This is a genomic window from Leptospira haakeii, assembly GCF_002812045.1.
In the GTDB taxonomy this organism is placed as follows: Bacteria; Spirochaetota; Leptospiria; order Leptospirales; family Leptospiraceae; genus Leptospira_B; species Leptospira_B haakeii.
The window spans coordinates 153706-168685 of record NZ_NPEG01000005.1 but is presented as its reverse complement, the minus strand read 5'-3'; the positions used below and the strand labels follow the sequence as shown (position 1 = coordinate 168685).

General features: G+C 37.6%; 11 protein-coding genes. 8 read left to right on the top strand and 3 right to left on the bottom strand.

What is annotated here, in order from left to right:
• The first annotated feature begins 3 nt into the window (after window positions 1-3).
• The 3 genes from CH377_RS10815 (at window position 4) to CH377_RS10805 (ending at window position 2734) form a co-directional block, all read left to right on the top strand.
• A complete protein-coding gene (locus tag CH377_RS10815) occupies window positions 4-615 on the top strand; it encodes a LuxR C-terminal-related transcriptional regulator (protein WP_100723805.1) in 612 nt (203 codons plus the stop codon).
• Between the two features lie 61 nt (window positions 616-676).
• Window positions 677-1756: a helix-turn-helix domain-containing protein gene (locus CH377_RS10810; protein ID WP_100723804.1), complete on the top strand. Its 1080-nt coding sequence runs from the start codon at window positions 677-679 to the stop codon at window positions 1754-1756.
• Between the two features lie 102 nt (window positions 1757-1858).
• Window positions 1859-2734 carry a sterol desaturase family protein gene (locus CH377_RS10805; RefSeq protein ID WP_165780470.1) on the top strand — a complete coding sequence of 292 codons (876 nt, stop codon included), beginning with the start codon at window positions 1859-1861 and terminating at the stop codon, window positions 2732-2734.
• A 34-nt stretch (window positions 2735-2768) separates the two neighbouring features.
• Here the strand turns inward: CH377_RS10805 and CH377_RS10800 are convergent, their stop codons facing one another.
• Window positions 2769-3896, bottom strand: coding sequence for an MBL fold metallo-hydrolase (locus CH377_RS10800; protein ID WP_100723802.1), 1128 nt, complete (start codon window positions 3894-3896; stop codon window positions 2769-2771).
• Between the two features lie 163 nt (window positions 3897-4059).
• Here CH377_RS10800 and CH377_RS10795 point away from each other — a divergent pair, with 163 nt between their 5' ends.
• A complete protein-coding gene (locus CH377_RS10795; protein ID WP_100723801.1) occupies window positions 4060-4959 on the top strand; it encodes a haloalkane dehalogenase in 900 nt (299 codons plus the stop codon).
• Between the two features lie 2 nt (window positions 4960-4961).
• Here the strand turns inward: CH377_RS10795 and CH377_RS10790 are convergent, their stop codons facing one another.
• Window positions 4962-5714: an enoyl-CoA hydratase/isomerase family protein gene (locus CH377_RS10790; protein WP_100723800.1), complete on the bottom strand. Its 753-nt coding sequence runs from the start codon at window positions 5712-5714 to the stop codon at window positions 4962-4964.
• 119 nt (window positions 5715-5833) lie between these two features.
• On the opposite strand from CH377_RS10790, the gene CH377_RS10785 reads away from it, so the two are divergent.
• Window positions 5834-6310 carry a hypothetical protein gene (locus CH377_RS10785; protein ID WP_100723799.1) on the top strand — a complete coding sequence of 159 codons (477 nt, stop codon included), beginning with the start codon at window positions 5834-5836 and terminating at the stop codon, window positions 6308-6310.
• On the opposite strand, the gene CH377_RS10780 is transcribed toward CH377_RS10785, so the two are convergent.
• A complete protein-coding gene (locus CH377_RS10780) occupies window positions 6307-7695 on the bottom strand; it encodes an OmpP1/FadL family transporter (RefSeq protein ID WP_100723798.1) in 1389 nt (462 codons plus the stop codon). The genes CH377_RS10785 and CH377_RS10780 overlap by 4 nt on opposite strands.
• Before the next feature lie 98 nt (window positions 7696-7793).
• Between CH377_RS10780 and CH377_RS10775 the strand changes: the two genes are divergently transcribed.
• Genes CH377_RS10775 through CH377_RS10765 form a run of 3 tightly spaced genes read left to right on the top strand, consistent with a single transcriptional unit; the run spans window position 7794 to window position 14936 of the window.
• A complete protein-coding gene (locus CH377_RS10775) occupies window positions 7794-8918 on the top strand; it encodes an oxygenase MpaB family protein (protein WP_100723797.1) in 1125 nt (374 codons plus the stop codon).
• Window positions 8919-8921: 3 nt separating this feature from the next.
• Window positions 8922-9602 (top strand): transmembrane-type terpene cyclase, encoded by a 681-nt coding sequence (locus CH377_RS10770; RefSeq protein ID WP_100723796.1) that lies wholly within the window; start codon window positions 8922-8924, stop codon window positions 9600-9602.
• 57 nt (window positions 9603-9659) lie between these two features.
• Window positions 9660-14936, top strand: coding sequence for a trifunctional serine/threonine-protein kinase/ATP-binding protein/SpoIIE family protein phosphatase (locus CH377_RS10765; RefSeq protein WP_100723795.1), 5277 nt, complete (start codon window positions 9660-9662; stop codon window positions 14934-14936).
• Window positions 14937-14980 lie beyond the last annotated feature (44 nt).

The following is a 14980-nucleotide window of genomic DNA, read 5'->3' as shown; positions in this document are numbered from 1 at the left end:
TTCGTGAAATTATACAAAATTGCGATCTTAGAAGATGATCCTGCATTTGCGAGCCAGTGCAAAGAAAGATTAAAAAAAATGGATAGAGTTACTAAGGTAGAAGTTTATAATTCTGCCGAGGAATTTCCTAAAGAAGGGGATCTTCCTTATGACTTAGTATTCGTGGATATAGATCTTCCTGGTAAAAGTGGTTTGGATTTTATTTTAGAAAGACACTCAACCGATTCCAAAACAAACTACGCGATTTTATCCGCATTTGAATCCGAAGAAGCATTATTCAAGGCTTTAAAGGCAGGGGCAATTGGATATATATTAAAAAAAGATGTAGGAGATATCCAAGAAAAAGCGGAAATTCTATTAGAAGGAGGAGGTATACTTTCTCCAGGACTTGCTGCCAGAGTCATCCATTCTTTCCGTAAAACTTCTCAAAAGGAAGTAGAAGTTTTGTCTAATCGAGAAAAAAAAGTGTTGGATATGATCGTAGACGGAAAAAAAACCAAGGAGATCGCAACTTCTTTAGGCACTAAAGAAGGAACTGTGAGAGTGCAGATCAAAAGTATATTCAGAAAATTGCATGTAAATTCTAGATTGGAATTAGTAAGGAAATTTTCTTAAACTATCAGAAGTTTATCTTTCTTTACCTTTTTGGATCTATGGTAAAAATGATCGAAGAGTTATGGGATTTTTATATCATTTCACATTTTTCAGTAGCTGTTTGGCATTTTTTTGTGCAATCGCTCAGATTCGCCATTCCGAACCTTCTGAAAAAAGAAATATAGTTGCCTGGGAATTTTTTATAATAGGATCTTTTTTAATCCATTACCCTTATGTTCATTCTCCGCTTTTTGTAAAATTTCCCTACTTATATTCTTTTCATCTTCCTATTTTACTTTGGCTTGGACCACTTTTATCTAGATCTCTTTTGCTTTTTATGGAAGAAGATATTCCGAAATATTTGTCTTCTAGATTACATTACCTTCCTGGTATAATTTCCATTTTTTTGTATTTACCCTTATTTTTAGAAAGTCCTGAAGAAAAGATCAGGATTGCCCAGAATTATATCCGGCCTTTTCCATACAATTGGGGTCCATTTCTTTCCATTCTTCATTTGGGGGTTTATATAATTTTAACGATTCGATTTTTGTTTAGGGATTTTAGATTTAGAAAATTCTGGGAAACTAAAAGTTTAAGAATCGTTATTCTATTATTGTCAGGAAGCTGTTTATCCGCTCTGGGAGGGGTTTTAATTTCCTTCGGAGATATAGAGGTCGGCTATTTTGTGACTTATTTCTTTTTATCTTTATTAGTTCCCTGCATTTTGATCTTACAACTTCGGTATCCGACCTTGTTCGAAGATGTAAAACAAATTATCCGAGAAGAAAGAAAATATAAAACTAGCCAGCTCGGAAAATTAGACTTGGAACAAATTAAAGTGAATTTGAAAGACTTATTCGAGACCAAAGAAATATACTTGGATGATCAAATCTCCTTAAGTTCCGTTTCCGAAGAATTGAAAATTTCAAAACATCAACTTTCAGAATATATGAACACTCAAGAGAACCGATCTTTTAGTGAATTTGTAAATGAATTTAGATTAGATCATTCTATTCTTTTAATGAAAGAAAAACCAGACTGGCCAGTTCTAAAAATTGCTTTCGAATCCGGATTTCAATCCAAATCAGCGTTTCATGATGCTTTTAAAAAAAGATTCAAACTAAGTCCTTCCGAATACAGGAAAAAGAAAACTTCGGTTTGATCATCCTGGACTTGAAAACTGATCCGGTTTTATCAAACCGGACGACTTAAATCTAAAAAACTCGTATCCTGAGACAGTGATGTTTCACGAATGAGGTTATGTATGGAATCAGTGGTGATTTTCTTTGCTAAATTAAATGTTTGGCAGAAGGCACTTATTCTTTTGATAGAGTTTGCATTCTTTTGGTCCTTGGAATCTGCTTTCGGTATTTTTAAAACAGGAAAATATAAACATGCAAAGATCAATTTGTTCTTTTGGGCATGGACTTTGGGGATTAATTTAATTTTTGCGGGTTTGATTACTGGAGCAAGTGTATTTGTAGAAAAATATAGGTTAGGATTATTGTATCTATTTGAATTACCTTTTTATCTTAAAATAATATTTTCTTTTGTTCTTACGGATTTAATTGCTGTCTATTTTCATCATAGATTGGCTCATAAAATTCCGGCGTTTTGGAAATTACATATAGTTCATCATTCGGATACTCAGATGGACTTTACGACTTCATTACGTCATCATCCTTTAGAAGCGCTGATACGAGTAGGATTTACGATTTTAGCTGTGATCCTTGTAGGAGTTCCAACAGAAAGCCTGGTGTTTTATCAAGCTGTTACTTTTTTATTCTCTCAATGGATCCATTCCGACAGTGTTTTGCCTGAGTTTTGGGAAAAGGCAATTTCTAAAATATTCATTACCCCCGGTTTACATAAGGTACATCATCATAAAACTCTTCCTTGGACGGATTCGAATTACGGGACTGTGTTTTCCTTTTGGGATCGAATTTTTGGCACGATCCGATTCAAATCCGAAATTGAATTCGGAGTAGATGTTCTTCCAGATTCAGAAGAAAGAGAAAAGAGTCTGATCCGACTTCTGCTTCTTCCTTTTAGAACGGAAAAGGAGGGGTACATTGATAGAAGTGGACGTAATCAGAATATTTCCGCCTGGAACCCAAAGGAAAATATGCAGAATTATTAATATGTTTTGGAGAAATCTAGACACACTAGATTTCTCATTTTACTTTTTCCCACCAAGATTCGGAAATCAGATCCTTTTGTAAATCCAGCCATTCTCCCGGTTTAGGTGTCGCCAAACGAACCCCATTTTGATCCGCTCCTTGTTTCGTTCTTAGAATAGGTTCATCCCAAGAATGAATTGCAAGGTTGAAAGTTGCCCAATGCACAGGAAGCATAGTTTTGCCTTTTAGATCTAAATGAGCTTGGACAGCACTTTCAGGGTTCATATGAATTCCTTCCCAGGTCCAATCATAGGCTCCCACTTTTATGGAAGTAAGATCGAAAGGTCCCAACTTCTTACCGATCTCGGAGAAATGAGGGGAATAACCTGTATCCCCGCTATGGAAAAATTTATGTTTAGGTCCGATCAGGCTCCATGAAGACCAGAGCGTGGACTTGCCATTGAATACACCTCGTCCGGAATAATGAACCGCCGGTGTGCAGATGATTTCAATATTCTTAATATTCCCTTTCTCCCACCAATCCAATTCTATGATCTGATTTTCCGGAATTCCCCAGGATTCCAAATGAGCACCAATACCTAAAGGTACGAAATATTTTGTGCCCTTCTTTGCCAAAAATTGAGCAACATTCATATCCAGATGATCGTAATGATCGTGGGAGATCACAACAGCGTCTATATTAGGAAGTTCTGATAGTTCTATAGGTAAAGGAAAAAGTCTTCCAGGTCCAATACTTTCGAAAGGAGAAACTTTCCCTGAAAATACAGGATCCGTAAAGATACGTATCCCGTCTATCTCGACCAATACGGAAGAATGCCCAAACCAGATTGCCCTGAGCCCCGGCGACACAGGATTTGAAAAAGTTTTCAAGTCGGGTTTCTGAACAGGAATTGGGGCAGGGGGGATCCTGACTTCCGAGCCAAAAAGTTGTCTTTTTAGAATGCCAATATAATCTCCGGAGCTAAGCATAGGAACGAAAGGATCATTTTCGAACTTACCACCATGAAACATCTTAGAAGTTTTCATTCTTTCTAGCCTGGTTCCGCTAGGATTTCCTCCGAAGGAACTCAAACAAGCTGTTTGGCATAAAACCAATAAGAATAAACCGAATAGAGCGAAAGAAGTGTATACCGTGACTTTCTGTGCTTTTTTACCGAACATAAAAACTCTCTTTGTGGGAGATCCTACAAGATCTTATTTTCTAATTTTTTAAAATCAGAAAATTTGAGTTAGCAGACTTTTTTGGGAAGAAGTTTGACAAGATTTTCAGCGAAACTATGATCTGGGCCCTTGTATAAATTACATCCGTCCCGGTAGATTTGGTATGCAAACTTATTTAGAAACTCCTCCTGAATGTTTTTCTCATCTAAAGGATTATCCTTTTTCCCCTCATTATATTTCCGTAGGAGAATTCAAAATGCATTATGTGGACGAGGGTCCTAATAATGCAAAAGAAACGATTTTATTATTACATGGGGAACCAAGTTGGTCTTATCTTTATAGAAAAATGATTCTTCCTTTATCAGAAAAAGGTTATAGAGTGATCGCACCTGATCTTATCGGTTTTGGAAAATCGGATAAGCCGATTGATCCGAAAATTTATACATATAAGAACCATGTGGAATGGCTGAAAAATTTTATTATCGGTTTAGATTTACAAAATATCACCCTCTTCTGCCAAGACTGGGGAGGGTTATTAGGTTTAAGAGCGGTAGCTGAATTGGATTCTCGTTTTGCGAGAGTATGCGCTGCGAATACTTTTTTACCTACCGGAGATATTCCTCCTAAAGATGATTTTTTTAAATGGCTTCGTTTTTCCCAAGAGGTGAGTAAACTTCCTGTAGGAAAGATCATCCAAAACGGATGTGTAACTAAATTGAGTACTGATATTATTCATGCATATGATTCTCCTTATCCGGATGAATCTTATAAAGCGGGAGCTCGAAAATTCCCGACTCTTGTTCCGATATCTCCTGATAATCCCGAGACAGAAAGAAATCGCCAAGCTTGGATGTTTTATAAAAATTTCAAAAAACCTTTTATTACGATGTTTAGCGATTCGGATCCTATCACAAAAGGTGGGGATATATTTTTTAGACGGACTATTCCAGGCGCAAAAGGGCAGAAGCATACAGTGATCCAAGGTGCAGGGCATTTCCTTCAAGAAGAGAAGGGTGAACTACTTGCGGAACTTCTCTCCGAATTTATCCAGAACAATCAATAAATTCAGGCTTTCTGTTTAATCGATTTTGCATATTCTGTAACTATCTTTAAGAAGTTCGGATTTTCTAAAAATTCTTTGAATAAATCGAATTCCTTTTTTAAGTTTTCGTAAAGATTACCTTGGAAGAAATTATTTGAGATCTCTTTTTCCGCTCGGATCAGCTTAGGATCCCATTGAGAGAGTTTCTCCAAGACTTTTAAACCTTTTGCAATTGAATCACCTTCTGTTACTATTTCATCTATAATTCCTAATTCTAATGCGTCTTGGGAACGTAGAGGATCTCCAAGTAATGTTAGGGATAATGCTTTTGTAGGACCAACTTTTCGAGCCAGAGTGGTAATTAAAGGAGGACCTCCGAATCGAATTTCTGGTCGGAATAGGAATGTTTTCTTTTCTGAAAGAATATAATCTCCGGAAAGTGCTAGATCAAAACCTCCGGCAGAACAAAAACCTTTTAATACGGAGACTAGAGGTTTTGGAAAAGAATAAAGTTCATAATGATATTCTAAAATACGATGCTTAAAAGAACCTAGTTTTGTTTCGACTACTTCTTCTAAATCATACCCGCTACAGAAGTTTTTGCCATTTGCTCCTAAAAGTATTCCTCTGATCTTAGGATCTTTTTTGGATTCTGAAAAAGCGTATTCTAATTCGTCTCTTATCCTTATATTCAACGCATTATTGGATTCCGGGCGGTTCAATAATACGATCAGTAATCCATCTCTATTCTCTACACTTAGATGTTTGTAATCCATAGTGAGCCTTGATAAGGCTTATTTCTAAAAATTCAAATGAAAATGGATTCTTTTTTTGCGTAAATTCGGTAACCTTTTTGGTTCGGAGTAGAAACTAAAGGAAATGAAAGGAGCTCGCTATGTTATCTAAGATCCGATTTTTTGCTTTAATTTTAGCTGCACTAACTCTTGGAATGAGATTTGCTCATGTGATGGAAGCAGCACCCAAATTGCATTGGGAAGCTGAATTATATTTTCAAGTACAGACTAGTTTGTATAAGTATTTTGCGATTATTGGTCCAATCGTTCAGATAGGTTCCATTCTTCTTATTTTTACAATTGCATATCTTTCTAAAGGTACAAAGTCTTTCCGTTATACGATCTTGAGTGCATTCTCCTTTATTTTTTCTTTAGGAGTTTGGTTCTTTTTTGTGGCACCTGCCGCTTCTCAAATCAAAGAATGGACAGTTACTAATACAATTCCAGAACATTGGAATAGTATTAGATCCGCATGGCAGTTCGGGCAAGTCGGAGCATTTAGTTTTGATTTGATCGCATTTTGCCTTTTGGTAAGTTCCATTCTTTTTACAACAGAAGATTCTATTCAAAAATCTTAATCAAAGGAATAGCTGGCCCCTAATAATATCGCAGGGATATCCGATCTCAATGAATGTTTGAACTCATTTACTCGGATATCATCTTTTGAAAATACCGCATGGTTGAAGTTCCAATCTGCGGAACCTCCATTATAAACTCTCACAGGAAGATAATATAAAAGTGTAAAATCGAATTTCCACTTTCCGGTCGAGTATCCGAATCCACCCGAGACAAGATCTTGGACCATGATGCCTGCTTGGAGTGCGTTTGTTCCTTCTGATCTTAAAACCCCAGAGTTATGCCTTGCACCTAATCTATAAGTCCAATCGTTTACGATCCATTCTCCTCCGATTCCTAAAGCCCAAGAATCATGATAACTTAAATTTTGAGGGATCACATTTGTTTGTCCGAATGCGGTTGGGAAAACCGGGGCAGCTAATGTTTGTTTATAAGTAGAAGTATAAGAAGCATAATTATAATATAATGCGTCTACTCCTATTTTGAACGTATCTGTTCCATAAGAAAAACCTAAACCATGTCTTTCTGGAACCGCAAATGTTGCGGAAACTCCGGTACGACTCGGATAAGAACCGACCTGCATACTTCCGTCCAAAGGGATTTTTGCGGAAGTTTGGTAAGAATAAGCGATTTTTAATGTATCAGTGATCTGATAAGTGGTTCCGAATATTCCGCCTAAAGCATACGCATTTTTACTTTTATAATCAAAACCTTGGCCAGGGACTTCGATATTTCCCGTAATATCATGAAACTTTTGGAATGCGATCTGCCTGGAATAAATTCCTTCTACTCCTAACGCTATTGAGAGTCCGCCGATCTTATATGAGAGTGCATGAGTGGATTTGACTAGATAGAAAGTAGAAGAATAACTTTCCTGTATTCTTCTGGAATCTCCGATCGGACTCGGGAGTTTCATCCCTGACCAATCGTTCAAACTTTGGCCGTTAGGTGTGATCCTTGTGAGCCCGGAAACTTCTCCATTTCCGCCTCCAGGTATATAAATTCCTCCTCCGTATGTCCATTTTTCACTGATTGGAATTCTGATAGCGAAATAAGGAAGCGGGGCGAGCACGTTATAGGATTCAGAGTTTTCGTAAGAAAGATTTGGGTCCGGATCTGAGAACTTGTCTTTGTATACTGTACGGATGTACGGTAAAGAAATTCCGAATTCCAACTCTTTTCGGTTTTTGAGACTTAAGTTAGCTGGATTGGTCCCTATGTCCATAGGAGATCCACCAATCGCTAAATTTACTCCTCCCATACCTCCGTATCTCGCATTATGTGAAGGTTGAAAAAGTCCAACAGCTTCTAACTTGGGCGTTAGGAAAGAAATTATAGCTAAAAAAAACAGGGAGATTTTTTTATATACTCTAGATCCAAAAAGCATGCTTCAAGGAATTCGTTACGGTTTTTTTTACAAGTGCTTTCTTTTTAAAATTCAAAATATAAAACTGGCGCATTCCTGATACAAGGTTAGGCTTTAGAATGAATTCGAGCGAGTTACGCGCATTACGAAAAGAAACTGATCCGTTGGCGGATGAAATAGTCACAAAATATTTTACTGAATCCGCCTTTGATAGAGAAAAAACGATGCTCTTTTTTGATGCGCTTTCCAGGAATTCGGATCCAATTCCTGCCGGTTTACCGGACTATCTTGAAAAATATTTTTATGAGACGGAAGATCTTCCTTCTTGGGCGGATAAAAGTAAGATAGCAAAAGGAGAGCAGCTATTTACCCTTTATGGTCCTCAGATCTTAATGATGCTTTGTGTTAAGTCTCTTCCCATGGCATACTCTTGTGGAGATGGGGCACAGGTACTTTACAAAACTGGAAGATTAATAGAACAGAATGGTGTAATAGACGGAGTTAATCGAAGATTGATGGAAACAACTCAGTTTGTTATCTCTGTTGCTCAAGAAAATGGACTGGGACCTCAAGGGAAAGGGATTCGCACCGCTCAAAAAGTAAGATTAATGCACGCATCTATTAGATATTTTCTTGGAAAAGGAAAAGACTGGGACCCTGCTTGGGGACAACCGATCAACCAAGAAGATATGGCGGGAACTCTACAATCTTTTTCAAGTTTAGTGGTAGAAGGTCTTGGTCAATCCTCTTTAAAACTCAGCCAGGAAGAAAAAGACGCCTACATTCATCTATGGAGAGTAGTTGGACATTTTATTGGAGTAAAACCTGAACTTTGTCCGGAAGGATATGATGTCGCACATTCTTTAGGCGAGTCGATATTTAATGATCAACAAAAACCTTCGGATGCAGGCAAGATACTTGCAAAATCCCTGCTGGACTTTATGGAGTATATGCTTCCGGGAAATTTATTCGATAATCTTCCATTATTTTTTCTGCAAACATATATGGGACAAAAAACAAGTGAAGTGCTTGGGTTAGGATGGCCTCCTAAAAATCCTTTGGGTTATTTTATGGAAAAGATCTTTAAGGATATAGACTCTCATGTAGATGACGATGAAGGTTTCGGCAAGTTAGTCGCTTATTTTGCTTCCAAACTTCTTTTTTCTATGGATCATTTTTATTACGGCGGAAAAAAAGCCAGGTTCTGGATCCCGCCTTCATTAAGAGAGAATTGGAGACTATAAAGGATGAGTTTTTGGCAGACCTTAGCGACGGATCCGGAGTATTTCGGACGTTATACGCTTATTGAGAATATTTTCCTGCTACTAGGTGTAGTTTTTTGGGCCTATATGTATGCAGTTCTTTTAATAGAACCATTTAAGAAAAAATTCGTCGAGATGCCCGTTTTTATCGCCTGTGGGAACATTATTTGGGAATTATTATGGGGCTTTTGCTTCAAAGAGCCAATGGGCGCGATATTACTTTGGGGCTATAGACTTGGATTCGTATTGGACATAGTGATTTTCTATCAGGTAATCCGATTCGGTAAAAAACAAATTTCCTTGCCAATGACGGACAAGGGATATAAATTCCTTTTGGGCATTTTGGTGGTGTCTTGGGGGCTATTGATCTATACTTTCTATAAGGGAGGTTATGATCTATTTACCGGATCTAATTCGGCTTATATCTTGAGCCTGATCATTTCGGTAATGTATCCGATCCTTTTCTTAAAAACTGGAGATCCGAACATGTTCTCCTATCCTGTTTCTTGGGCAAAGTTTTTAGGCAACGGATTCTTTACAATCTTCATCTTTCTATACTTTCCGGATAAGTACTTTGTTCAAGTACTGAGCGGGCTTGGAACTATAGCAGACATTTATTATGTTTGGATCTTTACACGCCAAAAGTATTCGCCCTCTAAAGTGTGAACTTTAGAATTTAGTTCGGGTGAGGTTTCGAGGCCATAGGTTTCGAAAAAGATAAAATTGGAAACTACTCAGGATTTGTCCACAGACAGAGTTCCTTATGAATTAGGGGAATTATTGTACGAGGACAGTTTTTCTCAAACATATAGAGGAAAATTCGGCAGGACCAGAGAACCAAAGATCATTCGAGTACAAAGACCGGAGGGGAGAGAAACCTCTTCGGTGTACTTCTTGAATGAATTCGAATTGGGAAAATTGGTTAGCGATCCTGGTATTCTCAAACCGGAAGATATGTTTGAAAATTCCGATGGTATCTGTTTGGTGTACGAAAATATTCCTTCTAAACTTCTCCACCAAAGTTTGGCAGAATCGATTTCACTAGAAACCTTTTTAGAAATAGCATTAGCGATCACTGAGAATCTTGCAAAATTACATTCTTTCGGAATTGTTCATAATCAAATTTCTCCGAGAGCATTTTTTTATAACCCGGATACAGGAGAGACAAAACTTGCTTGGTTGGGTGGAGCTTCTCTTCTTCTTTCCGAGAAGGGAAGTTATGCGCCTCTCAGATATACATTCGATATCTTACCATATTGTTCTCCCGAGAATACAGGAAGGCTGAATCGTCCGGTCGATTTCAGATCGGATGCATATTCTTTAGGAGCTTTATTCTATAAGATAATTTCCGGAACTCCTCCATTCGAAACGGAAGATCCATTAGAGATGGTCCATTATCATATCGCAAGATCTCCCGTTTCCCTAGTGAAGAAGAGGGAAGATGTTCCTACTGCAATCTCCACTTTGGTGGACAAATTGCTCTCTAAGATGCCGGAAGAGAGATACTTCTCTTTGGAGAACCTTATACATGATCTAAAGAGTATTAAGGATTCTTTAAAGTCCAAACGTAAATTATCCGAGTTTGTTCCGGGAGTTTATGAAAGAAAGGTAGGCTTTCGGGATTCTCCTCGTATCTATGATAGGGATAGAGAAAGAAAAGAGATCGAATCCGGAATAGTAAATGTAACTAACGGAAGAAGGTCCGCAATATTCATCGGAGGTAAATCGGGTACTGGAAAAACTGCTCTAGTAGAAGATGCGATCACTTATCTGGATATTTATTCCGTAGTTCTATTGCGCGGTAAATTCGAAGAAGATAAAAAAGAGATCCCCTATTACGCATTTCGCCAGATCATGGATGATCTTTTAAGGAGGATTCTCCAGAAAAAAGAAGAAGAGATCATTCTACTTAAGAATTTTATAAAGGAAACTTTAGGGGATAATATAGAGATCCTAACGCAATTTTTACCTGATCTAGGAAAAACTTTAGGAATAGAAATACCTGCAAAAACAAATAAAAGACAGAAGGATGAAAAGATCCTATTTGCAGTCGCTCTCAGATTTTTAACTCTTTGTTTTGATCGAAAAAATCCCGCTATCATTCTAGTGGATGATCTGCAATGGGCGGATTCTGCTTCCATTGCGTTACTTGAATTTATATTGAGCAGTGAAGATTGGGAAGGATTATTATTTGTCCTTACCAGTCGTTCAGAAGACGCAGACTTCTTCCCGAATGTGAATGTAAAACAAGGTTCCCCGGGTTTAGATTTGAAAGAGATACGCCTTTCTCCTCTGAACGAGCATAGTGTTTTTAAATATGTGTCTGATAGTATTCATGTTTCTGCGGAAGATGCGAATAGGCTTGCGGAAGTTTTGGTTTCTAAAACCGGAGGAAATCCTTTATTTTTGCATCAATTCTTGAGATCCTTATATGAAGAAGGATGTCTGAGTTTCGATCCAAAAACTGCCTATCATCGAGTGGATTGGGACCGGCTTTTGCAAAGGACGGTTACGGATAACGTTTTAGACTTATTCTTAGACAAGGTCGGTAAACTCCCGGATGAAACCTTGGAGGTTTTGAGAGTAGGAGCCTGTATCGGCGCAAAATTCGATTTGAAAGATATGTACGATTTTTTCAGGACTAGACCTGGAGTTTTGTCTAGAGGAATTCGAGAAGCGGTTAGAGAAGGGATCGTATTTTATAGAGAATCGGGAAACATGTTGTTCCCGGCATTACAGTATATTTCTCAAAGAAGGATAGAAGAGTCCGGAATGTATTCTTCTCTTTCGAATGTTCAATTCCATTTTTCACATGATAGAATGATCCAAAGTATTTTGGATGCAACGGACTCCGCAGAAAAAGCAAGAATCCATAATACACTTGCGAAATTATTAATAGAACGTGAAAAATCTTCAGGCGGGTCCGAACAAATCCTAGATATTGCAAATCATCTTCTGCGTTCCAAGGAATTATACACAAACGGACAAGAGAATGAGGACTTCTTCCATTATACGATACTCGCAGGTAATTCCGCAAAATCCGGCGCTGCTTACGAATCTTCCTATTCTTTTTTCAGCTTACTTGCATCTCAACTTAAAGACTCTTATTGGCAGAAGGATAGAAAGAATGCGATCCATATCTTAAAGTCCCTTGCTGAATCCGCATATTATTTATCCAGGAGAGAAGAGGCGGAGAAGATAGTATCCGATCTACTTTCCAAACTCAATAGTCCATCCGAAAAAGCAGACGTTTATCTAATGCAACTGGAAGTGATGAACGTTTATAACGATTTGGATTCTGCTTCCAAGATCGGGATCAAAGCATTACAATCTCTTGGAATAGGTTTTAAAGAGAAGCCGGGGTTTTTGGCAGTATTCGGTGAAGTACTAAAGATGGTCTTTTACAGCAGAGGAAGATCTCCTGAAAAATTGGTAAATGCAAAAGATAGCAAAGATCCATATAAAACAGAAGCCTTAAACATTTTAGTGAACCTTCTGAATTACGGAAAACATATGGATATGAAGGTGATGGCTTACATTTATTTAAAGCTGATCAACCTTACCCTAAAAGAAGGAAATGCTCCATTTAGCTTTTTCGGTTACGCCGGATTTGGTTCTATCCTTCTTTCCATCAATGGGAATTTCCAGCAATCCATGAGATATTGGACGCTGGCGGAAAAGATATTAAAAAAGTTTAAATCAGATGAACTTTACGGAAGATTCGTATTCGGTCGTACCATTCTTTTAGATTATTTTATGTATCCTTTCCGTTCCATAGTGGACTATACGGAAGAAGCATTTCATAAATGTATGCAGTACGGAGATTATCTCTGGGCCGCATTTGCACTTTTTTCTCAGAACACAAACCAATTATACTCCTCTGAAAATTCGATTTCCTATAGGGAAAAGATTAGAGAAAATCTAGATAGAGGCTCTAAACTAAATTACGATATTCTAATGATTATGCTTCATTCATCAGATTCATATCTGGATCGTTTGGAAGGAAAATCTACCGAAACAGTAAGATACAAAGACAATTTATACACGGATCAGGAATTCGAATCCAGAGTTTTGGAATCTGCAGGAAATGGAACTGCTAATTCTTGGTATGCGACTTTATTTGGATCTTTGGCATATCTCTCCGGTTATTATTTAGAAGCTGAGAGAATTTTTAAAAAGTACCATCCTGATCTTGAAAAATCCAGGATCATGTTTATCTATTCGGAATATAGATTTTATAGGTCTTTAGGGCTTCTGAAATTACGTAAGAGGAAGTTAAAGATAACTGAAAAATTTTTCTTCAGATATTCTTTATATTTATTTAAACTTTGGTCAAGGATCTATCCGCCTAGTTTCCAATTATTCTATTTTGTATTGGCAGGGCTTTACGAAGATTACGCAGGAAGAAATGAGAATGCATCCAAGTACTTTGATATGGCTATGCAGCAGGTAGAGTCAGAACCTAACGATTTTAGAAAGGCTGTCGTATACCAACATGTAGCAGAATGGAGTTTAACGCAAGGTAGGACCTCCTACGGAAAGTTTTTAATGCAAAATGCAGTTCGACTCTACGGATCTTGGGGAGCAAAATCTATCGTAAATTTACTCCGGGATGAATACGGAGAATTACTTCGTCCTCAAGGGACTCCAAAACGTTCTGTGGAAAAAATTTTAGCAGATTCTATGCTTTCCACATCTTTCAGTTTGGATTTAAGGACTGTGCTTAAGGCTTCTCAAAGTATTTCAGGAGTAATTGAGCTAGGTGAATTATTACGACAGCTTATCCGTACTATTATGGAAAATGCTGCGGCGACCAGGGGTTTCTTAATTCTTCCTCAAAACAAAGAGCTGTTTTTGATGGCAGGCTCAGATATAGAAGAGCCTGGATTTTTACCTAAGCCTATCTCTCTGGATGAGGCAGGACATTTACTTCCTTTGGAAGTAGTATATTTCTGTTTTCGTTCCGGGCAGAAGGTTTTGATTTCAGATGCAGCTAAGGACTCGTTTTATTCGGTAAATCCTTATATTAAAAGAAGTAAGCCCAAATCTTTATTATGTATGCCGATCACAAAACAAGGAAGAACATTATGTGTTCTTTATTTAGAGAATCGGCTTACCGCAGGGATCTTCGATGAGCATAGATTGGAAATTCTGGAGATACTCTCTGCTCAGGCTGCAATTTCATTAGAGAATGCAAAATTATATGAGGATATCACTCGTATGAACTCCGAACTGGAAAGAAAAGTAAACGAAAGAACGGAGGAGTTGGCTAGATCACTTTCCATTATCCGAAAGGATATGTTGTATTCCCAAAAGATCCAAAGAAGTATCCTTCCTGAATTAAAAAGTATTCCGGGTATGAGATATTCTGTCAATTACCTGCCTATGGATGAGGTAGGAGGTGACTTCTATGATATATGCAGATTGAGTAATGGAAAATATAGATTTTTCTTGGCGGATGCAACTGGTCACGGAGTCCAAGCGGCACTGGTTACGATGGCGATCAAGGGAGAATACGAGAGCTTAAAATCCTCTTTGGAAAAGCCGGGAGAAATACTTTCCGGATTAAATAATTCTATTTTAAATAAATATAAAACACTCTATTTTACCGGAGCGATCTGTGATGTGGATCTATCCGAGAAAAAAGTATATTTTGCCTCCGCAGGTCATATCTCTCAATTTTTAGTGCGCTCTTATCAAACGGAAGAAATGCCTAAGACAGGTGCTATTTTAGGGTTTGTAAAAGATTATCCATATAGAACCGAAGAATATAAAATAGAATCCGGAGCTAGGATCTTTCTCTTTTCGGATGGGATCTACGAACAGTTCGATGAGGACAAATTAGAATACGGAGAGGAAAGGTTTTTGCATTCGATTAGATCTAATGCTCAATTTGAACCTCAGATCCAGGCAGAACGGATACTTTCAGATCTCCAAAATTTCATTTCTAAAAGTTCGATCCAGGATGATATCACTCTTTTGATCTTGGATATAGATTGATCATCTTTCTTATTAACGCTTGCGTTTTGATTCTCTGAATTTCA

Excerpts from the sequence above, each read along its gene's own strand:
- CH377_RS10770 (WP_100723796.1), top strand. The coding sequence starts at position 8,922 with ATGAGTTTTTGGCAGACCTTAGCGACGGATCCGGAGTATTTCGGACGT.
- CH377_RS10780 (WP_100723798.1), bottom strand. The coding sequence starts at position 7,695 with ATGCTTTTTGGATCTAGAGTATATAAAAAAATCTCCCTGTTTTTTTTA.
- CH377_RS10775 (WP_100723797.1), top strand. The coding sequence starts at position 7,794 with ATGAATTCGAGCGAGTTACGCGCATTACGAAAAGAAACTGATCCGTTG.
- CH377_RS10785 (WP_100723799.1), top strand. The coding sequence starts at position 5,834 with ATGTTATCTAAGATCCGATTTTTTGCTTTAATTTTAGCTGCACTAACT.
- CH377_RS10795 (WP_100723801.1), top strand. The coding sequence starts at position 4,060 with ATGCAAACTTATTTAGAAACTCCTCCTGAATGTTTTTCTCATCTAAAG.
- CH377_RS10810 (WP_100723804.1), top strand. The coding sequence starts at position 677 with ATGGGATTTTTATATCATTTCACATTTTTCAGTAGCTGTTTGGCATTT.
- CH377_RS10800 (WP_100723802.1), bottom strand. The coding sequence starts at position 3,896 with ATGTTCGGTAAAAAAGCACAGAAAGTCACGGTATACACTTCTTTCGCT.
- CH377_RS10805 (WP_165780470.1), top strand. The coding sequence starts at position 1,859 with ATGGAATCAGTGGTGATTTTCTTTGCTAAATTAAATGTTTGGCAGAAG.
- CH377_RS10790 (WP_100723800.1), bottom strand. The coding sequence starts at position 5,714 with ATGGATTACAAACATCTAAGTGTAGAGAATAGAGATGGATTACTGATC.